This window comes from Streptomyces sp. NPDC042364 (assembly GCF_056437585.1).
The window spans coordinates 220,318-242,496 of record NZ_JBWKAJ010000005.1 but is presented as its reverse complement, the minus strand read 5'-3'; the positions used below and the strand labels follow the sequence as shown (position 1 = coordinate 242,496).

18 protein-coding genes are annotated in these 22,179 nt (G+C 72.6%); 11 read left to right on the top strand and 7 right to left on the bottom strand.

Going from position 1 to position 22,179, the window contains the following annotated elements; genetic code table 11:
- Positions 1-82: 82 nt before the first annotated feature.
- The 4 genes from AC067N_RS12885 (at position 83) to AC067N_RS12870 (ending at position 4,358) form a co-directional block, all read left to right on the top strand.
- The gene (locus AC067N_RS12885; RefSeq protein ID WP_478678925.1) at positions 83-1,216 is read left to right on the top strand and encodes an acyl-CoA dehydrogenase family protein; all 1,134 of its coding nucleotides are present in this window, start codon (positions 83-85) and stop codon (positions 1,214-1,216) included.
- A gap of 126 nt (positions 1,217-1,342) precedes the next feature.
- On the top strand, positions 1,343-2,911 hold the full coding sequence (locus AC067N_RS12880) for a 4-coumarate--CoA ligase family protein (protein ID WP_478678924.1): 1,569 nt from the start codon (positions 1,343-1,345) through the stop codon (positions 2,909-2,911).
- A complete protein-coding gene (locus AC067N_RS12875; RefSeq protein ID WP_478678923.1) occupies positions 2,908-3,657 on the top strand; it encodes an enoyl-CoA hydratase family protein in 750 nt (249 codons plus the stop codon). The genes AC067N_RS12880 and AC067N_RS12875 overlap by 4 nt, the downstream gene beginning before the upstream one ends.
- 116 nt (positions 3,658-3,773) lie before the next feature.
- Complete coding sequence (locus AC067N_RS12870) at positions 3,774-4,358, top strand: TetR/AcrR family transcriptional regulator (RefSeq protein ID WP_478679126.1); 585 nt, start codon at positions 3,774-3,776, stop codon at positions 4,356-4,358.
- Between the two features lie 41 nt (positions 4,359-4,399).
- Here the strand turns inward: AC067N_RS12870 and pdxH are convergent, their stop codons facing one another.
- Complete coding sequence (gene pdxH, locus AC067N_RS12865) at positions 4,400-5,029, bottom strand: pyridoxamine 5'-phosphate oxidase (protein WP_478679125.1); 630 nt, start codon at positions 5,027-5,029, stop codon at positions 4,400-4,402.
- 220 nt (positions 5,030-5,249) lie between these two features.
- Here pdxH and AC067N_RS12860 point away from each other — a divergent pair, with 220 nt between their 5' ends.
- Complete coding sequence (locus tag AC067N_RS12860) at positions 5,250-6,350, top strand: citrate synthase 2 (protein ID WP_478678922.1); 1,101 nt, start codon at positions 5,250-5,252, stop codon at positions 6,348-6,350.
- Positions 6,351-6,363: 13 nt separating this feature from the next.
- Here AC067N_RS12860 and AC067N_RS12855 read toward each other — a convergent pair whose 3' ends face one another.
- The gene (locus AC067N_RS12855) at positions 6,364-7,371 is read right to left on the bottom strand and encodes an isopenicillin N synthase family dioxygenase (RefSeq protein ID WP_478678921.1); all 1,008 of its coding nucleotides are present in this window, start codon (positions 7,369-7,371) and stop codon (positions 6,364-6,366) included.
- A 773-nt stretch (positions 7,372-8,144) separates the two neighbouring features.
- Between AC067N_RS12855 and AC067N_RS12850 the strand changes: the two genes are divergently transcribed.
- Complete coding sequence (locus tag AC067N_RS12850) at positions 8,145-9,188, top strand: glycoside hydrolase family 5 protein (protein ID WP_478678920.1); 1,044 nt, start codon at positions 8,145-8,147, stop codon at positions 9,186-9,188.
- A 76-nt stretch (positions 9,189-9,264) separates the two neighbouring features.
- Here AC067N_RS12850 and AC067N_RS12845 read toward each other — a convergent pair whose 3' ends face one another.
- Both AC067N_RS12845 and AC067N_RS12840 read right to left on the bottom strand, forming a co-directional pair.
- A complete protein-coding gene (locus AC067N_RS12845) occupies positions 9,265-10,803 on the bottom strand; it encodes a PAS domain-containing protein (protein ID WP_478678919.1) in 1,539 nt (512 codons plus the stop codon).
- A 211-nt stretch (positions 10,804-11,014) separates the two neighbouring features.
- On the bottom strand, positions 11,015-11,773 hold the full coding sequence (locus AC067N_RS12840; protein WP_478678918.1) for an SIS domain-containing protein: 759 nt from the start codon (positions 11,771-11,773) through the stop codon (positions 11,015-11,017).
- A 230-nt stretch (positions 11,774-12,003) separates the two neighbouring features.
- On the opposite strand from AC067N_RS12840, the gene AC067N_RS12835 reads away from it, so the two are divergent.
- From AC067N_RS12835 to AC067N_RS12825, 3 genes are all read left to right on the top strand, one after another.
- Entirely contained in the window at positions 12,004-12,696 is a 693-nt protein-coding gene (locus AC067N_RS12835) for an iron-dependent transcriptional repressor DtxR (protein WP_478678917.1), read from the top strand.
- A gap of 706 nt (positions 12,697-13,402) precedes the next feature.
- A complete protein-coding gene (locus tag AC067N_RS12830) occupies positions 13,403-14,329 on the top strand; it encodes an alpha/beta fold hydrolase (RefSeq protein ID WP_478678916.1) in 927 nt (308 codons plus the stop codon).
- 376 nt (positions 14,330-14,705) lie between these two features.
- Positions 14,706-15,323, top strand: a complete 618-nt coding sequence (locus AC067N_RS12825) for a TOPRIM nucleotidyl transferase/hydrolase domain-containing protein (protein ID WP_478678915.1) — start codon at positions 14,706-14,708, stop codon at positions 15,321-15,323.
- A 15-nt stretch (positions 15,324-15,338) separates the two neighbouring features.
- Here the strand turns inward: AC067N_RS12825 and AC067N_RS12820 are convergent, their stop codons facing one another.
- From AC067N_RS12820 to AC067N_RS12810, 3 genes are all read right to left on the bottom strand, one after another.
- Positions 15,339-16,955 carry a transporter gene (locus tag AC067N_RS12820; protein WP_478678914.1) on the bottom strand — a complete coding sequence of 539 codons (1,617 nt, stop codon included), beginning with the start codon at positions 16,953-16,955 and terminating at the stop codon, positions 15,339-15,341.
- Entirely contained in the window at positions 16,952-17,731 is a 780-nt protein-coding gene (locus AC067N_RS12815) for an ABC transporter ATP-binding protein (protein WP_478678913.1), read from the bottom strand. The genes AC067N_RS12820 and AC067N_RS12815 overlap by 4 nt, the downstream gene beginning before the upstream one ends.
- Before the next feature lie 121 nt (positions 17,732-17,852).
- Positions 17,853-18,536 carry a bifunctional DNA primase/polymerase gene (locus AC067N_RS12810; protein ID WP_478678912.1) on the bottom strand — a complete coding sequence of 228 codons (684 nt, stop codon included), beginning with the start codon at positions 18,534-18,536 and terminating at the stop codon, positions 17,853-17,855.
- A 349-nt stretch (positions 18,537-18,885) separates the two neighbouring features.
- On the opposite strand from AC067N_RS12810, the gene AC067N_RS12805 reads away from it, so the two are divergent.
- Both AC067N_RS12805 and AC067N_RS12800 read left to right on the top strand, forming a co-directional pair.
- Positions 18,886-20,268, top strand: coding sequence for a transcriptional regulator (locus AC067N_RS12805; RefSeq protein WP_478678911.1), 1,383 nt, complete (start codon positions 18,886-18,888; stop codon positions 20,266-20,268).
- Positions 20,269-20,481: 213 nt separating this feature from the next.
- A complete protein-coding gene (locus AC067N_RS12800) occupies positions 20,482-22,155 on the top strand; it encodes a hypothetical protein (protein WP_478678910.1) in 1,674 nt (557 codons plus the stop codon).
- The last annotated feature ends 24 nt before the right edge of the window (positions 22,156-22,179 follow it).

Below are 22,179 nucleotides of genomic sequence, written 5' to 3'. Positions count from 1 at the left end.
GGGCCCGGGGAACTGCGCGACCAGCCCCCACGCACCCGCACACTCCACTCGGCCGACGCACCCACCCCCTTAGGAGCCCTTCATGTCCCCAGTGATCGAATCCGAAGAACACCAAGCCCTACGTGCCGCCGTAGCCGCCCTCGGCAAACGCCACGGCCGCGACTTCGCCCCCGAGGCCCTCTGGTCCGAGGCCGCCAAGCTCGGCTACCTCGGCGTCAACCTGCCGGAGGCACACGGCGGGGGCGGCGGCGGCATCTACGAACTCTCCATCGTCCTGGAGGAACTCGCCGCCGCCGGCTGCCCCCTGCTCATGATGGTCGTGTCCCCCGCCATCTGCGGCACGGTCATCGCCCGCTTCGGCACCGACGCCCAGAAGACCGAATGGCTGCCCGCCCTGGCGGACGGCACCCGCACCATGGCCTTCGGCATCACCGAACCCGACGCCGGTTCCAACAGCCACCGCATCACCACCACGGCCCGCCGCGACGGCGCCGACTGGCTGCTCACCGGCCGCAAGGTCTTCATCTCCGGCGTCGACAAGGCCGACGCCACCCTCATCGTCGGCCGCACCGAGGACGCCCGCACCGGCTCCCTCAAACCCTGCCTGTTCATCGTCCCCCGGGACACCCCCGGCTTCGAGTACCGGCGCATCGACATGGAACTCCGGGCCTCCGAGTGGCAGTTCGAGCTGACCTTCGACGACCTCAGGCTCCCCGGCGACGCCCTCGTCGGCGACGAGAACGCCGGTCTGCTCCAGCTGTTCGCCGGCCTCAACCCCGAACGCATCATGACCGCCGCGTTCGCCATCGGCATGGCCCGGTACGCCCTCGCCCGCGCCGTCGAGTACGCCCGCGAACGCACCGTGTGGAGCCGGCCCATCGGCGCCCACCAGGCCATCGCCCACCCCCTCGCCCAGTCCCACATCGAAGTCGAACTGGCCCGCCTGATGATGCAGAAGGCGGCCCACCTCTACGACAGCGGAGACGACGTGGCCGCGGGCGAGGCCGCCAACATGGCGAAGTACGCCGCCGGCGAGGCCTGTGTGAAGGCCGTCGACCAGTCCGTCCACACCCTCGGCGGCAACGGCCTCACCCGCGAGTTCGGCCTCGCCTCGCTGATCACCGCCTCACGTGTGTCCCGGATCGCCCCCGTCAGCCGGGAGATGATCCTCAACTACGTCTCCCACCAGACCCTCGGCCTGCCCAAGTCCTACTGAGCCGCTCCCCGGAGCCGCCCGCACCCGCACCCGGCCATCGACACGCCCCGAGGTGGTCACCGGCGGACGCCGGACCCCGAGCCGCGCACGCGGCAGCCGACAACAGCCGTACTGCCAGGAGGAACCATGTTCCGCAGCGAGTACGCAGACATCCAGCCCGTCGACCTGCCCATCCACGAAGCCGTCCTCGGCCACGCCGCCGACCACGGCGACACCCCCGCGCTGATCGACGGCGCCGACGGCACCACCCTCACCTACGGGCAGCTCGACCTCTTCCACCGGCGGCTCGCCGCCGCCCTCACCGAGGCCGGCCTGCGCAAGGGCGACGTCCTCGCCCTGCACAGCCCCAACACCATCGCCTACCCGACCGCGTTCTACGCCGCCACCCGCGCCGGGGCCACCGTCACCACCGCGCACCCCCTCGCCACCGCCGACGAACTCGCCAGGCAGCTCCGCGACTCGGGCGCCCGCTGGATCATCACGGTCTCGCCCCTCCTCGACACCGCCCGCACCGCAGCCGAACGCGCCGGCGGCATCCGGGAGATCCTCGTCTGCGACAGCGCCCCCGGCCACCGCTCCCTCATCGACCTGCTCGCCACCGCCGCCCCCGAACCGGCCGTCGACATCGACCCGGTGAGCGACCTCGCCGTGCTGCCGTACTCGTCCGGCACGACCGGTGCCCCCAAGGGCGTCATGCTCACCCACCGGTCCATCGCCACCAACCTCGCCCAGCTCGAACCGGTCATGCCCGCCGCCCCCGGCGACCGCGTCCTCGCCGTGCTGCCGTTCTTCCACATCTACGGCCTCACCGCCCTGATGAACGCCCCGCTCCGCCGCGGCGCCACCGTCGTCGTCCTGACCCGCTTCGACCTGGAGGTCTACCTGGCCGCCATCGAGAAGCACCGCATCACCCACCTCTACGTGGCGCCGCCCATCGTCCTCGCCCTGGCCAAGCACCCCGCCGCCGAGCGGTACGACCTCTCCTCGGTCCGGCACGTGCTCTCCGCCGCCGCGCCCCTCGACGCCCGGCTCGCCGCCGCCTGCTCCGCCCGCCTCGGCCTGCCGCCCGTCGTCCAGGGCTACGGCATGACGGAACTCTCCCCCTGCTCCCACCTGGTCCCTCTCGACCAGGCCGCCGACGCACCCCCCGGCACCGTCGGCAAACTCATCGCCGGCACCGAGATGCGCATCGTCTCCCTCGACGACCCGGCCAAGGACGTCCCCGTCGGCGAACCCGGCGAGGTCCTCATCCGCGGCCCCCAGGTCATGAAGGGCTACCTCGGCCGCCCCGACGCCACCGCCGCCATGATCGACGCCGACGGCTGGCTCGCCACCGGCGACATCGCGTACTGCGACGCCGACGGCTGGCTCCACGTCGTCGACCGCGTCAAGGAACTCATCAAGTACAAGGGCTTCCAGGTCGCCCCCGCCGAACTCGAAGCCCTCCTCATCACCCACCCCGGCATCGCCGACGCCGCCGTCATCGGCCACTACGACGCCGACGGCAACGAGGTCCCGCACGCCTTCGTCGTCCGCCACCCCACCGCCACCGGACTCTCCGAGGGCGAGGTCATGATGTACGTCGCCGAACGCGTCGCCCCCTACAAACGCGTCCGCCGCGTCACCTTCATCGACGGCGTCCCCCGCGCGGCCTCCGGGAAGATCCTCCGCCGAGAACTCAGGGAGCGCCTGTGACGGACACACCCGGACCCCTCGTACGCACCGCCCACCACCGCGGCGTCACCACCCTCACCCTCGACTCCCCGGCCAACCGCAACGCCCTCTCCGCCGACCTCGTGCGCGAACTGTCCGAAGCCCTCGCCCACTGCGGCAAGGACGACGCCACCCGCGCCGTCCTGCTCACCCACACCGGCACCACCTTCTGCGCCGGCGCCGACCTGCGCCGGCCGCCCCGGCCCGAAGCCCTCGTCGGACTGCTCCGCGAGATCCTCGACCTCCCCAAACCGGTCGTGGCCCGCGTCACCGGCCATGTCCGCGCCGGCGGCCTCGGCCTCCTCGGCGCCTGCGACATCACCGCCGCAGGCCCCGACGCCACCTTCGCCTTCACCGAGGTCCGCATCGGCGTCGCCCCCGCCGTCATCTCCCTCACCCTGCGCCCCCGCACCGACCCCCGTGCCCTCGCCCGCCACTACCTCACCGGCGAACGGTTCGGCCCCGCCGAGGCCGCCCGCATCGGCCTGCTCACCGCCACAGGACCCGATGTCGACGCCGTACTCGAACCCGTCCTCGACGGACTGCGCAGAGCCGCCCCGAGGGCCCTGGCGGAGACGAAACGCCTGCTCACGGCTAAGGTGCTGGAGAACTTCGACCTGGACGCGGGCGAACTGACCCGGCTCTCGTCCCGGCTGTTCGACTCCGACGACGCCCGTGAGGGCATGACGGCCTTCCTCGAAAGACGAGAACCGGGATGGGTGCTGTGAGCACGGCGGATACATCGACGGACACGTCCAAGGACACAGCGACGGCGACGGACACCACGGCGGACCCCGCGGACACCACGGCGGACAGGGACCCCACGCCCGCGGACACCACCGCCGTGGCCGACCGCGGCCCCAAGCAGGACCGCAGCCGCGTCACCCGCAAACGGCTCCTCGAAGCCGCCGTCTCCTGCCTCGCCGAACACGGCTGGGCCGGCTCCACCGTCTCCGTCGTCGCCGAACGCGCCGGCGTCTCACGGGGCGCCGCCCAGCACCACTTCCGCACCCGCGAGGACCTCTTCACCGCCGCCGTCGAATACGTCGCCGAGGAACGCTCCCTCGCCCTGCGCGACCTCTTCCCCCACGGCCCCGCCGACCGCCGCGCCGTCGTCGCCGCCCTCGTCGACCTCTACACCGGCCCGCTGTTCCGGGCCGCCCTCCACCTCTGGGTCGCCGCCTCCAACGAGGACCAGCTCCGCCCCCGCGTCACCGAACTCGAAGCCCGCGTCGGCCGCGAGAGCCACCGCATCGCCGTCGACCTCCTGCGCGCCGACGAGACCGTCCCCGGCGTCCGCGAAACCGTCCAAGGCGTGCTCGACATGGCCCGCGGCCTCGGCCTCGCCAACCTCCTCACCGACGACACCGGCCGCCGCGACAAGGTCGTCGCCCAGTGGGCCGCCCTCCTGGACGAGGCCCTGGACTGAGCCACGCCCCTACGGGCTCAGCCCCTTCGGGCCGAGCCGCCCTACGGGCTGAGCCGCTCCACCCGCCACGACCCGTCCGGTCGCGCCACGTACCGCAACCGGTCGTGCAGCCGGTTGTACCGCCCCTGCCAGAACTCGACACTCTGCGGCGCCACCCGGAACCCGCCCCAGTGCGGCGGCACCGGCACCTGCTCGCCCTCCGGATACCGGTCGTTCAGCTCCGCGTACGCCGCGTCCAGCTCGGCCCGCGAGGAGATCACCGAGGACTGCGCGCTCGCCCACGCCCCCAGCTGCGACCCGTGCGGCCGCGACCGGAAGTACGCCGCCGTCTCGTCCCGGCCCGTCCGCCGCGCCGTCCCCGTCACGGTCACCTGCCGGGCGATCGCATGCCACGGGAAGACCAGCGACACATAGGGGTTCTCCGCCAGATCGCGCGCCTTGCGGGAGTCGTAGTTCGTGTAGAAGACGAAGCCCTGCTCGTCGTACGCCTTCAGCAGCACCGTACGAGAACTCGGGCGCCCCTCCGCGTCCGCCGTCGACACCACCATCGCGTTCGGCTCGAACAGCCCGCCCTCCTGCGCGGCCTCCAGGAACCACCGTCCGAACTGCTCCATCGGACCGACGGACAGCTCGCTCTCGTCGAGCCCCTCGGCCCGGTACTGCTTGCGCATCGCAGCGGGATCGGGCACGGGCTCCAGACCGGGATCGTTCACATGGTCATCCTGCCGTATCGCACCGACCCCCCGCCGACCGACAGCCCTCCCGCCCGGTAATGGCACTGAGTGCCGCATGCTCTCCCCAAAGATGGCACTCAGGCGTATCGTGCAGGAACATTTGGATGGACCCCCGAACAGCCGAACCCCTGTCGACCACATCACGAGGAGCCGCCTGATGTCCGACTTCGTACCGGGTCTCGAAGGAGTCGTCGCGTTCGAGACGGAGATCGCCGAACCGGACAAGGAAGGCGGCGCCCTCCGCTACCGCGGCGTCGACATCGAGGACCTCGTCGGCCATGTCTCCTTCGGCAACGTCTGGGGCCTGCTCGTCGACGGAGCCTTCCGCCCCGGCCTGCCCCCCGCCGAACCCTTCCCCATCCCCGTCCACTCCGGCGACATCCGGGTCGACGTCCAGTCCGCCCTCGCCATGCTCGCCCCCGTCTGGGGCCTCAAACCCCTCCTCGACATCGACGAGGAACAGGCCCGCGAGGACCTCGCCCGCGCCGCCGTCATGGCCCTGTCCTACGTCGCCCAGTCGGCCCGCGGCCAGGGCCTGCCCATGGTCCCGCAGCGCGAGATCGACAAGGCCCACTCCGTCGTCGAACGCTTCATGATCCGCTGGCGCGGCGAGCCCGACCCCAAGCACGTCGCCGCCGTCGACGCGTACTGGACGAGCGCGGCCGAGCACGGCATGAACGCGTCCACCTTCACCGCCCGGGTCATCGCGTCCACCGGCGCGGACGTGGCCGCCGCCCTCTCCGGCGCCGTGGGAGCCATGTCCGGCCCCCTCCACGGCGGCGCCCCCTCCCGAGTCCTCGGCATGATCGAGGAGATCGAACGCACCGGCGACGCCGACGCCTACGTCAAGCGCGCCCTCGACAAGGGCGAACGCCTCATGGGCTTCGGCCACCGCGTCTACCGTGCCGAGGACCCCCGCGCCCGGGTCCTGCGCCGCACCGCCCGTGATCTCGGCGCCCCCCGCTTCGAGGTCGCCGAAGCCCTGGAGAAGGCGGCCCTCGCCGAACTCCACGCCCGCCGCCCCGACCGCGTCCTCGCCACCAACGTCGAGTTCTGGGCCGCCATCGTCCTCGACTTCGCCGAGGTCCCGGCGCACATGTTCACCTCGATGTTCACCTGCGCCCGCACGGCCGGCTGGTCCGCCCACATCCTCGAACAGAAGCGCACCGGGCGCCTCGTCCGCCCCTCCGCCCGCTACATCGGCCCCGGCCCCCGCAGCCCCCGGGAGATCGAGGGCTACGAGGACATCGCCCACTGACGCCCTGTCCCGGTCACGCGGGGCTCAGCAGCCCCGCGTGATGCCGCTCCGCGACCAGCGGATGCGCCCGCAGCTTCCCCTTCAGCTCATTGAACCCGTACTCCGCGAACAGCGGATTCGCCGGATCATCCGTGATCCCCGGCGCGGCCGACGCATACGGGAAGACCAGCGGCTCTATCCGCGCGTCCAGCCGGGGGTTGTAGAAGAACGGCACCGAGAACCGCTCGGTCGCCCCCGGCGGGCTCACCACCCGGTGATGGGTCGCCACCAGATACCCGTCGGTGGCCACCTCCAGCAGCTCCCCGAGGTTCACCACGAAAGCCCCCGGGATCGGCGGCACGTCGTGGAACAGCCCGTCCTCCCGCTCCACCTGCAACCCGCCCACCTGGTCCTGGAGCAGCAGGGTCAGGAACCCGTAGTCCTTGTGGGCCCCCACCCCCTGATCGGCCCCGTCCCCGGCACTTCCCGGATACCGCACCAGCTTCAGATGCGGATGCGCCCACTCCCCGAAGACCGGCGCGTAGAAGTCCGCCGGAGCGCCGATCGACACCAGCAGCTCCCGCAGCAACCGGTCGGCGACCCCGCTCAGCCGGTCGATCCACCCGAGCGCGACCTCCCGCAGCTCGGGCAGCGCCGCGGGCCACTGGTTGGGCCCCTGCAACCACCAGTACGCGGGCTCCCCGTCCCCCGGCACCCGAGCCGCCCGCTCGGCCCCCACGTCCAGCTGATCCCGCCAGTCCCGACGCCCGCCGGTCCGCTCGTCCCCGGTCCGGGTGTACCCCCGGAAATGCGGCGACCGCACGTTGTCGATGGCCAGCCGCTCCTGCTCGGGCAACGCGAAGAACTCGCGCATCACCCTGGTCAGCCGCTCGATCTCGCCCTGCCCGACCCCGTGCCCGACGAGCTGGAAGAACCCGACGTCATGTGCCGCACTGTGCAACTGCGCGTGCAACAGCTGCCGCGCCTCGGGCCCGCGATCGGCCGCCGAAAGATCGATGATGGGGAGCTGCTGATACATCATGAGACACGTCCGCAGGGTGTACGGGAGCCCGGGCCACCGCCAAGGGTGGGGCGCGGCCACGGGTGCCAAACGGAGAAGGGCAGAAAAGCGCGGAAGGCAAAGGTCGACGGGGCCGATCTCAGGCGGAACGCCGACAGCCCATGCTCGTGACGCGCACGAAATCCACGTGCCGGCGTCGAACAAGCATCAGAACCATGCCGACAGGATACTCCGCCCCCTGCAAACGCAGACGACCCGCAGGCTCAGGTCCCTCTTCCCAAGGAAGAGAAAGCCGGCCGGACGTACCGGCGAGCCTGCGGGTCGGGTGACTGCTTGAGATTGGGCCGGCTGCGCGTGCGAGCACGCGCTGGTCCGGCACCGCACTGTGGCGTGGTGCCGGGCCGCTAGCCCGCAGCCACCTCACGCGTCCGGTTGTCATACATCTGCCGAACCACCTCCCTTCTCGTGTACCGCACACCTTAAGAAGGGGCCCGCCGGTGCTCAAGTGATTTTCCGGGAGAAGTTCGCCGGGCTTCCTTCGCCCCTGACCGCCATGCCCCTCCGGCCCGGCGTGGCCGCCCGGTCGGCGGCGCGGTTGCGGGACGTGCGGGCGGAGGAGGGCATCCGGGTGCCGTTGGCGGGCTCGGGGGCGGCCGATGACCCTGTGTTCTTGATGAAATTTGGTGTGCTGATGTGTTGACCTCTGTTTGAAGTCTCTTCTACGTTGCGGGAGCCGGAGAGCCGCCGACCTGCTGTCGAGGTTTCGCGGACGCAACCGCCCAGAAAGGGATGTCGTGTCACGAAAGAACCATCGGGGGACCGCTTGTCTGGGAGCGTTGCTGGCCGGTGCCACGGTGTTCGCCGGGGCCATCGCCGCCCCCGCGTCCGCCGCTTCCGCTTCCGGCTCGTCCACCGCCACGGCCGCCCTTCCGGTGAGTGCCTTCAAGGGCGTCAACTGGGCTGATCCGCGCGACAACTACGCCGACGACGCGGTGGTGCCCTCCGGCCTGTCCACGTCCGACGGCTATGCCACCACCTACGCCAAGTCCAGGGCGATCATCGGCGGGTTCTCGAAGCTCGGCGCCAACACGGTCCGGCTGCCGGTCAACCCGGCCTCCGTGAACGGCCCGTTCTGGAAGTCGTACCGGGGCGCGATCGACGCCGCCACCGCCAAGGGCTTCAAGGTCATCCTCGGGTACTGGGAGGCCGACGACGCCAAGGACGGCAGGATCGACGACCAGGCCGCCTGGGGCCGTATGTGGGCGCGGATCACCGCCTCCTACGCGGGCAACCCGAAGGTGTACTTCGAGCCGATGAACGAGCCGTTCGGCTACACCTCGCAGGAGTGGCGCGACGTCGCCGTCCGCTGGGTGCGGACGCACCGCTCCGTGCCGCGCGACCGCATCCTGATCGGCGGCATCAAGTACAGCGAGGACGTCAAGCCGGTGTGCGCCGACCGCCGGCTGGACGGCACGCGGATCGCGCTGCACAACTACGGCTTCTGGCACACCGACTGGACCGGCGTCGACCGGTGGAAGGCGGACTTCAAGGAGCGCATCGGCACGTGTGCCTCGCGCACGATCCTCGACGAGTTCGGCGCCTCCATGACGACCGGCCTGGACTACAACGGCCCGGTCAACGGCTCCAACGAGGTCGCGTACATCCAGGCCGCGACCGACACCATCCGGGAGCTGGGCCTGGGCTCGGTCTACTGGCCGGGTCTGCGCAACGGTGACACGTACTCCCTGACCACCCTCCAGGGCACGGGCACCCGCCTCGGCCTGAAGGTCAACAACCAGAGCGGGCTGGACCGTCTGCACTGGGCGTGGCGGCGCTGAGGGTTGTCCGGTGATCCCCGGCGGGCGCGCGACGCCGACGCCGCGCGCCGATCCACCTGGAATCACGGGACGACCCTCAGCGGGCTGCCTTCCCCATCGCCTCCAGGTCCAGCGCCGCCGCGATGTGCACGGCGACGTCCTCCGCGTAGAGGGAGTCGGTGCGTTCGAACGGGGTGCGTCCGGCGCCGCGGAGGAAGGTGACGACGCCGAGGGTGCGGCCGCGGCTGCGCAGGACGGCGCAGAGGGCGTGGACGGTCTCCGGCGGCCACTGGCGGGCGGTGGCCCAGTCGCGGGCGGCCTCCGGGGCGGCGGACCCGGCGCTGGCGCGTACCGAACCGGCCCGCTCCACGCATTGCAGGGCGGGGTGGCCCTGGTCGTAGCGGACGGGGATGCCGGCGTGGCCGGCGAGGTGGCTGGGACCGGGCGGGCCGGAGGGGGTGGCGGCGGCGCGGACGAGCCGTACGGGCCCGTCGTCGGCCGGCGGGGGCCCCGCGACCCGGTCGATGAGGGCGTGGTCGGCGAAGCCGGCGAGGGCGTAGTCGAGGTGGACGGTGGCGGCCTCGCCGGGGTCCTCGCACTCGGCGGCGGCGCGTGCGGCCCGGTGGAGCTGGTTGGCGCGGAAGCGGAGGAGGGCGGCCTCCTGTTCGACCTGTTTGGCCTCGGTGACGTCCTGGAAGAGCCAGCCGACGCCGAGGGGGACGGGTTCCTCGGCGAGGGGTGAGGCGAGGCGGAGGAAGCCGCTGCGCCAGCAGCGGCGCTTCTCCCCGTCGGGGGTGCGGACGCCGACCCAGATCTCGGCGGGCGCGGGCGGCGCCCCTTCGGCGAGGACGTGGGTGAGGGCGCTCTCCAGTTCCTCGACGCCCTGGCTGAGGAGTTCGCCCAGCGGCCGCCCGAGGACGGTGGTGCGGCCGATGCCGAGGGAGCGGGCGGCGTGGGCGTTGACGACGGCGGGCCGCAGGTCGGCGTCGACGAGGACGACTCCCCATGAGGCGTCCTCGAAGAGCGCCTCGCTGAGCGCGATGGACCGTTCGAGGTCGATCTGGGCGTGGACCTCGCTGAAGGCGCAGTACAGCCCGGCGGGTTTGCCGTCGGGGCCGCGTACGGCGGCGGACTGGGTCCGGACCAGGACCCGTCCGCCGTCCTTGGTGACGAGGGCGAACTCGTGGACCTGCCGTCCGGAGGCGTCCATGGCGGCCATCAGCCGCGTCTCGACCTCCTCGGCGTCGGCGGTCCGTACGGCCCAGCCGGCGAAGCCGTGCCGTCCGACGGCTTCCTCGGCGCTCCAGCCGAGGATGCGTTCGGCCTCGCGGTTCCAGTGGGTGACGACACCGTCGGCGTCGAAGGCGCACAGGGCCGCGTCCATGCCGTCGAGGAGGGCGGCGAGGAGGTCCGCGCCACCGGGATCCACGGAGTCCATGGCGTCCTCCGTGTCGATGTCGTCCATGTCGTCGAGGTCGCCGCCGTCTTCGCGGTGACCGCTGTGATCCGTGTCGTCGGTCCGGTCGGTCCGTCCGCCCCGGCCGTTGCTGTCGTTCCGGTCGTTCCTCGGACCGTTCCGTTCGGGCTCGTCGGGCCCCAGTGCGTCGGTGGCCCCACCACGCCGGGAAGCACTCACCTGAACCCCCTGCAGGCTGCGTTGCGTCCGCACGTACGGCGCGTCGGTTCGCTCACTCGTCATCATTCAACTCGAACGTGACCCAGCCCACATCTGGTTCACGCAAGATTTGGACGAAATCGTTGTACGCCGGATCTCCTTCTCACCGTTCCCGCGTATCTCCGCCCCACACCCCGGAGGGGGTTCGCCGGTGTCGCCGGGCGGGGCGGTGTCAGCGCAGGTAGAAGATGCGGTCGCCGTACTCCCGGAAGACGTGGTCGTTCCAGTCGAGGCCGCCGTCGACGTTCCCGGACCGCAGCAGCGGGGGCTGCACGCCCCGGTCGGCGAGGTCGGCGGCGGCGGTGGCCATGACCGCCTGGAGGAGGGCCGAGGTGACCACGGTGGAGGCCGGGGCGAAGGGGGCGGGCACGGCGTCGTGGGTGAGTTCCGCGTCGCCGACGGCGATCTTGGAGTCGAGGACGAGGTCGCAGTGGTCCTTGAGGAAGGTGCCCGAGGAGTGGCGTGAAGTCGTCGCCGTGGCGTACGCGACGGAGGTGACGCCGATGACCTTCACGCCGAGTTCGCGGGCGTGCCGGGCCATCTCGACGGGGAGGGCGTTGCGCCCGGACAGGGAGATGACGATCAGGAGGTCGCCGGCGCGCAGGGGGCTGCTGTCGAGGACGGCGGTCGCCAGTCCGTCGACCCGTTCCAGCGCGGAGCCCAGCGTCGCGGGCATCACGTCGACACCGACGGCGCCGGGAACGGCCAGCAGGTTCATCAACGCGAGGCCGCCGGCCCGGTAGACGAGGTCCTGTGCGGCGAGCGAGGAGTGCCCGGCGCCGAACGCGAAGAGGCGGCCGCCGTCGACGACGGTGTCCGCGACGAGTCTCCCGGCGTCCGCGAGGGAGTCGGCCTCCTCGTCCCGTACGCGTTCCACCAGCCCGATGGCCGCGTCCAGAAAACGCCGTGCCGCCGCAGTGCCGTCCGCCATGCCCGCACCCCTCCGCTCCGTCCGACCTGCGGATCACGTTAGAGGTCTGGACCAGTGGGGTGTCAATACGGCGGCACCCGACGCACGAGCCTTTGGTGCCCGGTGCCGGGGTCCGAGCGCGGGCCGCCCCGTGAAGAAACGGCAGCGACGGCACGGTTGTCAGTGGGATGCGTAAGAATTGAGTCCAGGGCCAGCGCAGCGAAGCCGCTGAATCTCATCGAGGGGCACGTATGTCCGGACTGATCGACACGACGGAGATGTATCTCCGCACCATCCTCGAGCTGGAAGAGGAAGGTGTGGTCCCCATGCGTGCCCGGATCGCCGAGCGTCTCGACCAGAGCGGCCCGACGGTCAGCCAGACGGTCGCGCGGATGGAGCGCGACGGCCTGGTCTCGGTCGCGGCGGACCGGCACCTGGAGCTCACCGAGGAGGGTCGTCGTCTCGCGACGCGGGTGATGCGCAAGCACCGCCTCGCGGAGTGTCTGCTCGTCGACGTGATCGGCCTGGAGTGGGAGCAGGTCCACGCGGAGGCCTGCCGCTGGGAGCACGTGATGAGCGAGGCCGTGGAGCGCCGGGTGCTCGAACTGCTCCGGCACCCCACGGAGTCGCCGTACGGCAACCCGATCCCGGGCCTGGAGGAGCTGGGCGAGAAGGACGGCGCGGACCCGTTCCTCGACGAGGGCATGGTGTCCCTCGCGGACCTCGCCCCGGGCATCGAGGGCAAGACGGTCGTCGTGCGCCGGATCGGCGAGCCCATCCAGACGGACGCGCAGCTGATGTACACGCTGCGGCGCGCGGGAGTGCAGCCCGGCTCCGTGGTGAGTGTGACGGAGGCGGCCGGCGGGGTCCTCGTGGGCAGCGGCGGTGAGGCCGCGGAACTCGCGGCGGACGTCGCCTCGCACGTGTTCGTCGCCAAGCGCTGAGCTTTCGCCGTCGCGTCCGCCCGCGCGTCCCGCCCGCCACCTCGACCGTTCTCCGGCCGCTCGCCGAAGTCCGAGAGTCACTGCTCCGAAGTCCGGGATTCACTGCGCCGAATCGCAGCGCGCGGACCGTTCGCGTGCGAGGCTGGCCCGTGAGGCATATGACCTGAGGGGCTCTTGGCCGCCCGAGACGGCGATCTCGCGGTGGCGGAGGAGGGGGCGGGGCGGATGTGCCGTGGACGTGAGGAGGGCCCCGGCGCCATGCGGCGCCGGGGCCTGTCCTCCCCTGTGCTGACCCGGAGCCCCGAGCTCTCAGGGTCATCCCCTTCGGACCGATTTCCCCGAGCGGTCCGCCTCCCGTTGAAGATCTCCCCGCACCGGCGCCGGGCAATCCTCGCGGGAGGTCACTCGAACGAGGGGTGTTGTCGCCAGGAACGACATCTTCGAATGTGTATTCGATAACGTGTACGGCGTGGCGCCGCGTCGAGCCGCCGTCCCGGACCGGCCCACGCATCCCATACGTAACGTGCCGATCGATACGCACGCTGTAACAACAGGTGCGTGCCGTTCGAGCGGCGCGCACCACGGCGCGATCAGCAGGAGCAGCACGACAGCGGTACGACAGCGGTCAGGACGAATGGACCGGCCGGTTCGAAGCGCGGCGAGAGCCGGGAAGCGAGCGGTCCGAGCGGGAGTGTGGGGGGTGCCAATGACGCGGCGCATCGACGTGACCGGAACGGGCGGCGTGAGTCTCGCCGCCTGGGAGTTCGGGGACCCGCCCAAGACCGGGGACATACCCGGGGACATGACCGGGGACATGACCGGGGGACGGACGCGGCCGGGGGCGGAGGAGAAACCCGGGAGCGAGTCGCGGCCCGGGGTGCTGTTACTGCACGGCCTCATGGGCCGCGCCTCGCACTGGGCGCCCACCGCCCGCTGGCTCTCCGAGCGGCACCGCGCCGTCGCCCTGGACCAGCGGGGTCACGGCCGCAGCGAGAAGCCGGAGCAGGCCGCCTACACCCGTGAGGCCTATGTGGAGGACGCCGAGGCGGCGATCGAACAGCTCGGCCTCGCCCCCGTCGTCCTCATCGGCCACGCCATGGGCGCCCTCACCGGCTGGCAACTGGCCGCCAAGCGCCCGGACCTGGTGCGCGGTCTGATCATCTGCGACATGCGGGCGTCGGCTCTGGGCGCCGCCTCGCAGCGCGAGTGGGAGAACTGGTTCAAGGCCTGGCCGCTGCCCTTCGCGACCCTCGCCGACGTCCGCAAGTGGTTCGGTGAGGACGATCCCTGGGTGGAGCGCCCCAACCCCTCGCGCGGCGAGTTCTACGCCGAGGTCATGCGTGAGGGCCCCGACGGCTGGCGGCCGGTCTTCGACCCCGAGCAGATGCTGAAGACCCGTGAGACCTGGGTGTACGACGCCCACTGGGAGGAACTCACCCAGGTCCGGTGCCCCACCCTCGTCGTCCGCGGGCTCGACGGCGAGCTGGGCCGCGCCGAGGCCCAGGAGATGGTCCGCGTCCTGCCCCACGGCCAGTACGCCGAGGTCGCCGACGCCGGCCACCTGGTCCACTACGACCAGCCCGACGCATGGCGCGCGGCGATCGAGCCGTTCCTGGACGGCTTCACCGGCTGAGTGAGCCGTCCCCCGCTCGCATGGGCCCGGAGCGGCTCGCTCCGGGCCCATGCGCGTCGTACGGCCGAGGGCGCCCGCCCGCGGGCCCGCCTCGGCTCGATGGGCCGGGGCCCGGCCGGGGACGCCCCCGTGGTGCCCCGCCCCACCGATGCCCCACCCGCCACGACGACCGCCGCGCTGCGGGCAGCCGGTGTCGGCCGGTGCCGGTGGCGGTGGCGGTGTCGGCGAGGCCGCCGTGTCCGGGCCTGCGGTCGGTTCCCGGCCGCCACCGCGAGTCTCGCTCTGCAGCACCGGCCGGGTCCGTCGCCGGCCGCGCTCGCTCGGCGCGGAGGGAAAACTCCTGGCCCGGCGGACGGGAAGGACGGAGACTCGTCGTATGGGTGACATGGGGGCGTTCCGTGAGGCGGTCATCGGGTGGGCGGCCGGGGGGCCGGGCGATCCGGCCCGGGAACTGGCCGCGACAGTGGGCGTGCGTGCGGTCGTACTGCTCGAAGGGCCGAGCGATGTCGCGGCGGTCGACGCGCTCGCCGGAAGACGTGGGCGGGACCTCGCGGCCGAAGGGGTCTGCGTCCTGCCGATGGGCGGCGCGATGAGCGTCGGCCGCTTCGCCGGGCTCCTCGGCCCGTCCGGCCTCGGCCTCCGCCTCACCGGGCTGTGCGACGAGCGGGAGCGCGGCTACTACGCCCGCGGCTGGGAACGCGCCGGCGCGGCGCCCGAGGGGTTCTTCGTCTGCGCGGCCGACCTGGAGGACGAACTCGTCCGCGCGCTGGGCGTGACCCGCGTCCGCGAACTCGTCCGCGCGGAGGGCGACCTGCGCCCCCTGCAGACCTTCCTCCGCCAGCCGGCCCAGCAGGGCAGGCCCTCCCCGCAGCAACTCCGCCGGTTCTTCGGCACCAAGAAGGGCCGCAAGATCCACTACGGGCGGGTCCTCGTCGAGGCCCTCGACCCCGACCGCGTACCCGAGCCCCTGGACGCCCTGTTCGCCACCCTCTGACGGGCCGGGCGACCGCTACCCCCTGCTCACCGCCGCCAGGATCTCCGGCAGCCGCCGTGCCGTGCGGGGCGCGGCCAGGCGGAGGCCCGCCTCCGCCACGCACGCCCCGTAGACCGCACCCACCGGAAGCGTCACCCAGGCCCAGGCCCCTCCGCCCTCGGCCACATGGAGCCAGACGGTGAGCGCGATGACGGGCAGGCAGAGGAGCGCGGCGCCCACCATGCCGCCGAAGACGGAGATCCACGCGAGGCCCGCCTGACCCGGCGCGACGTTCTTGTAGCCCTCCTGGGGGATGGAGTACGGGAACCGGGCCGAGGACCAGGCGCCCGCGGCGAGCATCGCGCCGAGCAGCGCGAAGGACAGCCCGAGCACCTCCGGCAGAGCATCCCAGTCACCGAGGAGCGCGGTGGTCAGGACGGTCACGACAGTGGCGTACGGGAGGGTGATGACGAGCAACGCCAGTGCCCGGCCCCGGAGTTCGCCGTAGGCGTCCCTCGTGGAGGAGATCGTCACGGCGACCGTCCAGAACGCCGAACCGTCCTGCCCGAACTGGTTGTACATGAGGATCCCGAGCATCCCCGCCGCGAAGCACGCGAGGTAGACCGTGCCGGTGCCCTGGAGCGCGTTGAAGACGGGCACGATCAGCCCGATGGCCAGCGACGTCACCCACGCCGCCTTCGTCTTCGGGTCCCGCCACACATAGCGCAGACTTCGCTCCATGACCGTCCCGGTACGCCCCGGCGGCAGCAGCCGGACCGGCCCGGTGGACCGCGTCCGCCCCGCGGCACCGGCGTCGACGGCCTGGAGGGTCGAGCCGTCCGGCGAGGTCATCAGCCGCGTCAGACTCCTCGACCACCACCGCAGCAGCGCCCCCAAGGCGACCGCGGCAAGCAGCAGTTGGGTCGTCGCGAAGCCGTAGGCGCCCTCGCTCGCCGAGTGCACCGCGCCGATCGCCGACGCCGGCGGCACCCAGGCCAGCACGTCCGCGACCGGTTCGAGCGGCTTCAGTCCAGACGAACTCAGGCGCTGGACACCGAAGTTGACGACCTGGATGCCCACCGCGATCACCAGCCCGCTCAGCACCGCCAGATCACGGCCCCGGCGGCTGGTGAGCAGCCGGATGTTCGCGGCGGCCACCGCCCTGGCGAGCGCCACACAGCCGAGGAGCGCCAGTGGCACGGCGGCCACGGCGACGACGTACGCGGTGGCCCCGCGGGCCACCGCCACCACCGATCCGGCCAGCACACACAGGGTGAACAGCGGCCCGACGCCCACCAGCGAGGCCGCCAGCAGCGCCCGTACGAGTGGTCGTGGCCGTAGCGGCAGCATCACCAGCCGGGTCGCGTCCAGCGTCTCGTCACCGCTCGGGAAGAACAGCGGCATCACCGCCCAGCCGAGCGCCAGCACCGCCACCAGCGGCACGATCACGGCCGCCGCGTCCGCCTCGCCCCGCAACGCGACCAGCCCGATCAGCGTGAGCGCCGTGAACAGCAGGGCGAACACCACCGACGCCAGGTACACGGCCCGCCGCCCGGCCGACTGCCGCAGGCCGTTCCGCAGCAGCGACAGCTTCAGACGGACGACGACGGAGGTCACGGATTCGGTGCGCACCCCGCTCGCCGCGCTCGTCATGACGCCGTCCCGCCGCCCAGCCAGTCCAGATCCGCCCCGGTGTCCCGCCCGCTCGCCCCCACCAGCTCCAGGAACGCCGTCTGCAGCGACGGCGCCGCACCCCGCACCTCGGCCAGCGGTCCGTGCGCGCGGATGCTGCCCGCAACCATGACGGCCACCCAGTCGCACAGCGACTCGACGAGTTCCATGACGTGGGAGGAGAAGACGACGGTCGCGCCGGATGCGGTGTACCGCTCCAGGACGCCCCGGATGGTGTGCGCGGAGACCGGGTCGACGCCCTCGAACGGCTCGTCCAGGAAGAGGACTTCGGGGTTGTGGAGGAGAGCCGCGGCGAGTCCGGTCTTCTTCCGCATGCCGGTCGAGTAGTCGACGACGAGCTTGTGCCGGGCGCCCGCGAGGTCCAGTACGTCCAGGAGCTGGGTGGCCCGCTTGTCCACCTCGGCGCCGGGCAGGCCACGCAACCGGCCGGTGTAGGAGAGGAGTTCGGCGCCCGTGAGCCGGTCGAAGAGCCGCAGCCCCTCCGGCAGCACCCCGATCCGGGCCTTCACCTCCACCGGGTCCCGCCACACGTCGTGCCCCACGACCTCGACGGACCCCTGATCGGGTCGCAGCAGCCCGGTGACCATCGACAGGGTGGTCGTCTTCCCGGCCCCGTTCGGCCCGACGAGCCCGATGAACCGTCCGGCCGGCAACTCCAGGTCGATTCCGGCGACGGCCACTTGGGCCCCGAACCGCTTCCACAGCCCCTGGACACGTACGGCGACGGAATCGCTCACGCCGGTTGCTCCTTCCGGTCGAAGGCGCCCCGGGTTCTTCGGGGGCGCGGGGAACTGCGTGCACCGCCACGTTCAACCCGCCGCCGCGAGATGACGAGCAGCCCCCACCCAGAGCGTTTGCCTACCGGCGTCCGTCCCGCCCGCACGCGTACGCGAGCGGTGAGATCAGCTCCTCCGCGTCCGGCAGCCACCGGTTCGCCGCGGTGGGACGACGCGCCCACTGCACGGCCCCCCGCGACCCGTACCGGGTCGGCGGCGCCGCCACGTACTCGCCCTCGCCCAGCGCCCTGAGGTCCAGGGACAGCGGGGACCACCCCAACTTCCGTACGAGGTCGGGAAGTTTGACCGACGCGCCCGGCAGGACGAAGAAGTGCATCCGACGGTCCGGCGTCCAGGTCACCGGACCGAGCGTGAGATCCATGCGCTCCATCCGGGCGAGCGCCAGCAGGCCGGCCGACTCGGGAACGTCGATCGTGTCGAACGCGCGCCCCGTCGGCAGCAGGATCGACGCGGTCGGCTGCTTGGACCACAGACGGCGCGCGACGGTCGCACTGCCTGTCGCCTGGGTGGCCCAGTCCTCACGCGCCGGGTGCGCGCCGGGGGTCGCGCACACGGCGCTGCCACAAGAGCAGTGCTGCACCCCGTCGACTGCTTCCAGCCACGTACCGGGAACCACGTCCCAGTGGCGTTCTTCGGCGTATCGAACGGCGGCGTCCAGCAGCGTTTCACCACGCTGCGTCGGGATGTGGGCAGCTTCAGGGCCCGCGATGGTCTCTTCCACGATGAACACAACTCTAGCGCTCATCGGTGGTTACGGATGTCACATGCGCGGGGGAGAGCATCGCCAACTGGGCCGGGGCGCATGGGTGCACGTCCGGGGGCGCGCGGGAGGGACGACCGAGTGAGCCGGGTAGCCACGTGTGGGGTACAGCATCCGTGTTTACCCCGGCAATCCTGGCATGTCTCGCATCTTCGGTATGTCGGTGGGGCATTGATCTTCGAGGCCGGATCCCTTCGATATGCGGGTACGCGATCTCGGTACGCGTGTTCGGTGCGCGCACCGGGCCGTGTGACCGCGTGCCCGAAGGGGGCCGGCCGCTGAGGACACGTCAACTCGGTGCGTGGGCAAGCACCACAGCCACAGGGGGTACGCCATGGCCGCAAGGCCGCTCGTCGCCAGGCAGCCGAACGAACGACTGCAGGCGCTCATCCAGGAAGCGGGCTGCTCCAACGCCGGGCTCGCCCGGCGGGTCAACATGTGCGGCGCGGAGCACGGTCTCGATCTCCGCTACGACAAGACGTCCGTCGCGCGCTGGCTGCGCGGACAGCAGCCGCGGGGCCGGGCCCCCGCGATCATCGCCGAGGCGCTGGGCCGCAAGCTGGGCCGTACGGTCACGATCGACGAGATCGGCATGGCCAACGGCAAGAACCTCGCGTCCGGCGTGGGGCTCCAGTTCTCGCCGACGGTCCTCGGGGCCATCGAGCAGGTCTGCGAGCTGTGGCGCAGCGACGTGGGCCGGCGGGACTTCCTGTCGGGGTCGTCCGTCGCCGCCTCGGCGCTCGTCGAGCCCAGCCGTGACTGGCTGATCTCGGCACCGGACTCCCAGGTGGCCCGCTCGGCGGGACCCAGGGTCGGGCCGGCCGACGTGGCGGCCGTGAGCGCGATGACCCAGGCGCTCGTCGACCTCGACCACCAGTACGGCAGCGGGCATGTCCGGCCGGTCGTCGTGCACTACCTGAACAGTGTCGTCTCGGGGCTGCTGGCCGGCTCGTACCGGGAGGCGGTGGGCCGCGAGCTGTTCGCCGCGGTCGCCCGGCTGACCGAACTCGCCGGGTACATGGCCGTCGACACCGGGCAGCCCGGGCTCGCCCAGCGGTACTACATCCAGGCGCTTCGTCTCGCCCAGGCCGCGGGCGACCGCGCGTACGGCGGCTATGTGCTCGCCGCGTCCATGAGCCACCTCGCGGCGCAGCTCGGGAACCCGCGGGAGATCGCGCAGTTGGCGCGCGCGGCGCAGGAAGGGGCGCGCGGGCGGGCCACACCGCGCGCGGAGTGCATGTTCCACGCGGCGGAGGCGCGCGGGCACGCGCTGATGGGTGACGCGCGCGCCGCGCAGGCGGCGGCCGGACGGGCGGTCGAGGCGCTGGAGGCGGCGGACCCGTCCTCCGGGGACGACCCGCCGTGGATCAGGCACTTCGACGAGGCGTATCTCGCCGACGAGCTGGCGCACTGTCACCGGGACCTCGGGCAGGCGGACGCGGCGGCGCGGCGGGCCGAGGAGTCGCTGGCCGGGCATCCCGAGTCGCGGGCCCGGCGGCGGGCGATCGGCTATGTGCTGCTCGCCACGGCGCAGGTGCAGCAGCGGGAGGTCGAGCAGGCGTGCCACACGGGGATGAAAGCCGTGGAACTGCTCGGGTCGCTGCGGTCGAATCGGGGGGCCGAGTATCTGGAGGACCTCCAGCAGCGGCTGGAACCGTTCCGGGAGGAGGCGGTGGTCAGGGAGTTCGGGGCGCGGATGGATCTCCAGGCGGCGTAGTTCCGGCCGAAGGGGGCCGGTCGCGCGCGGTTCCCCGCGCCCCCTCGAAGGGGCGATGCCCCTCAATGGGGCGTCGTCCGCTCGGGAATGGCAGGAATGGGGGAATCCCCGGGGCTTGGCCGCCGGGTGGGATGCGGGTGGTGCTGAGGCGGTTCCCGGGAACCGGTAGCGTGAGGCGACGATTCCGCAAGTCCCCCATTCGTAGGAGTCCCGGTGACGCAGAGTGGACAGGGCGAGGAGCCCTCGGCGCGGCCCGCGCGCGAAGGCATCGTGCTGCCCTCCGACGGTGGGGCACCCCTCCACCCGAGCGAGCTGCCCCCGGCACCGCTGCCCCCCGCTCCGCCGGCCCGGCCGTGGGGGCACGGCGGTCACGGCGTGCGGGACCAGCCGCCTGCCGGCTCCTGGGGCGGCGCCCCCGCCCCCGAATGGGGCGACCAGGGTGCTCAGGGCCACGGCCTGCCGCTGCCGCCCGAGGGGGCGTCGCAGGGCGCGTACGGGGGCCACGGGGCGTCGCAGGGCGCGTACGGACCCCACGGGGCGTCGCAGGCCGCGTACGGGGGCGACGGGTACCCGGGAGGCGGCTCCGGGATGCCCCTGCCGCCGGTCGCGGAAGAGGTCTCCCTCGCCTCGGGCGGGGCGCCGGTGCCGTCGGCCGCGCCGGTCGACGAGGGAGCCACCCAGTACCTTCCGCCGGTGCCGTCGGCCGCGCCGGTCGACGAGGGAGCCACCCAGTACCTTCCGCCGGTGCCGTCGGCCGGCCCCATGCCCGGTGACGAGGCGGCGACGCAGTACATACCGCCGGTGCCCGCGGCACCGGAGGCCGCCACCCAGTACCTGCCTCCCGTGGGTCCGGGCGCGCTGCCGCCGGAGACACCGGCCGACGCGACGACGTATCCGGGACGGGGCCCGGACAACGGCGCGGGCCACGGGGCGCCCCTGGGGAACCCGGACGCCGAGGCCACCCAGTACATTCCGCCGGTGGCCGCTCGGCAGCAGGCGCCGGACCGGACCCAGGCCCAGGGGTACGGCGCGCCGCAGCAGCAGCCGGATGTGTTCGACAGCCTCTTCCGCAGTGAGCCCGCGGGCGCCGGGCCGGCCGGGGCCACGCAGCAGATGCCGAGGATCGAGCAGCCGTACGCCGCGCGGCCGCCGCAGGGCCCCGGCGGTCATGGCGGCCACGGGGGTCACGGCGGCCACGGGGGTCACGGAGGGCGGGCCTCCGCGAGACGCGACGCCGGGGGCTCGGCGGGCCGTACGCGGTCCAAGGTGCCGCTGATCGCCGCCGTGGGCGTGGGGATCGCCGTCCTCGGCATCGGCGCGGGCGCCCTGATGGCCGGGGGCGCCAAGGACGACCAGGGGCAGGGCGACGGCAAGACCGTGTCGGCGTCCGAGCCCTCGGCCGAGAAGTCGGCGTCCGCGCCGGCCGACCCGGCGAAGGAGCAGGCGGTCGCGCTGGACAAGCTGCTCGCGGACAGCGGCGACAGCCGCAACAGCGTGATCAAGGCGGTCGCGAACATCCGGTCCTGCACCAACCTGGGGCAGGCCGCCACGGACCTGCGGAACGCGGCCAAGCAGCGCAACGGCCTCGTCACGCGGCTCGGCGAGCTGTCCGTCGACAAGCTGCCGGACAACGCCGCCCTGACCACCGCGCTCACCAAGGCGTGGCAGGCCTCCGCCTCCGCCGACAACCACTACGCCGCGTGGGCCGACCAGGTCGCCGGCAAGAGGAAGCTCTGCAAGAGGGGCCAGGCCCGCTCCACCGGCGAGACCCAGGCGGGCAACCAGGCCAGCACCACGGCGAGCGCCGAGAAGACCAAGGCCGCCCGGCTGTGGAACGGCATCGCCGCCGAGTACGGCCTGACCCAGCGCCAGGCCGGGCAGCTCTAGGGGGCGGCTCTAGGAGGCAGCTTC

Excerpts from the sequence above, each read along its gene's own strand:
- AC067N_RS12885 (WP_478678925.1), top strand. The coding sequence starts at position 83 with ATGTCCCCAGTGATCGAATCCGAAGAACACCAAGCCCTACGTGCCGCC.
- AC067N_RS12880 (WP_478678924.1), top strand. The coding sequence starts at position 1,343 with ATGTTCCGCAGCGAGTACGCAGACATCCAGCCCGTCGACCTGCCCATC.
- pdxH (WP_478679125.1), bottom strand. The coding sequence starts at position 5,029 with ATGCGCAAGCAGTACCGGGCCGAGGGGCTCGACGAGAGCGAGCTGTCC.
- AC067N_RS12860 (WP_478678922.1), top strand. The coding sequence starts at position 5,250 with ATGTCCGACTTCGTACCGGGTCTCGAAGGAGTCGTCGCGTTCGAGACG.
- AC067N_RS12855 (WP_478678921.1), bottom strand. The coding sequence starts at position 7,371 with ATGATGTATCAGCAGCTCCCCATCATCGATCTTTCGGCGGCCGATCGC.
- AC067N_RS12840 (WP_478678918.1), bottom strand. The coding sequence starts at position 11,773 with ATGGCGGACGGCACTGCGGCGGCACGGCGTTTTCTGGACGCGGCCATC.
- AC067N_RS12835 (WP_478678917.1), top strand. The coding sequence starts at position 12,004 with ATGTCCGGACTGATCGACACGACGGAGATGTATCTCCGCACCATCCTC.
- AC067N_RS12830 (WP_478678916.1), top strand. The coding sequence starts at position 13,403 with ATGACGCGGCGCATCGACGTGACCGGAACGGGCGGCGTGAGTCTCGCC.
- AC067N_RS12825 (WP_478678915.1), top strand. The coding sequence starts at position 14,706 with ATGGGTGACATGGGGGCGTTCCGTGAGGCGGTCATCGGGTGGGCGGCC.
- AC067N_RS12820 (WP_478678914.1), bottom strand. The coding sequence starts at position 16,955 with ATGACGAGCGCGGCGAGCGGGGTGCGCACCGAATCCGTGACCTCCGTC.
- AC067N_RS12810 (WP_478678912.1), bottom strand. The coding sequence starts at position 18,536 with ATGAGCGCTAGAGTTGTGTTCATCGTGGAAGAGACCATCGCGGGCCCT.
- AC067N_RS12805 (WP_478678911.1), top strand. The coding sequence starts at position 18,886 with ATGGCCGCAAGGCCGCTCGTCGCCAGGCAGCCGAACGAACGACTGCAG.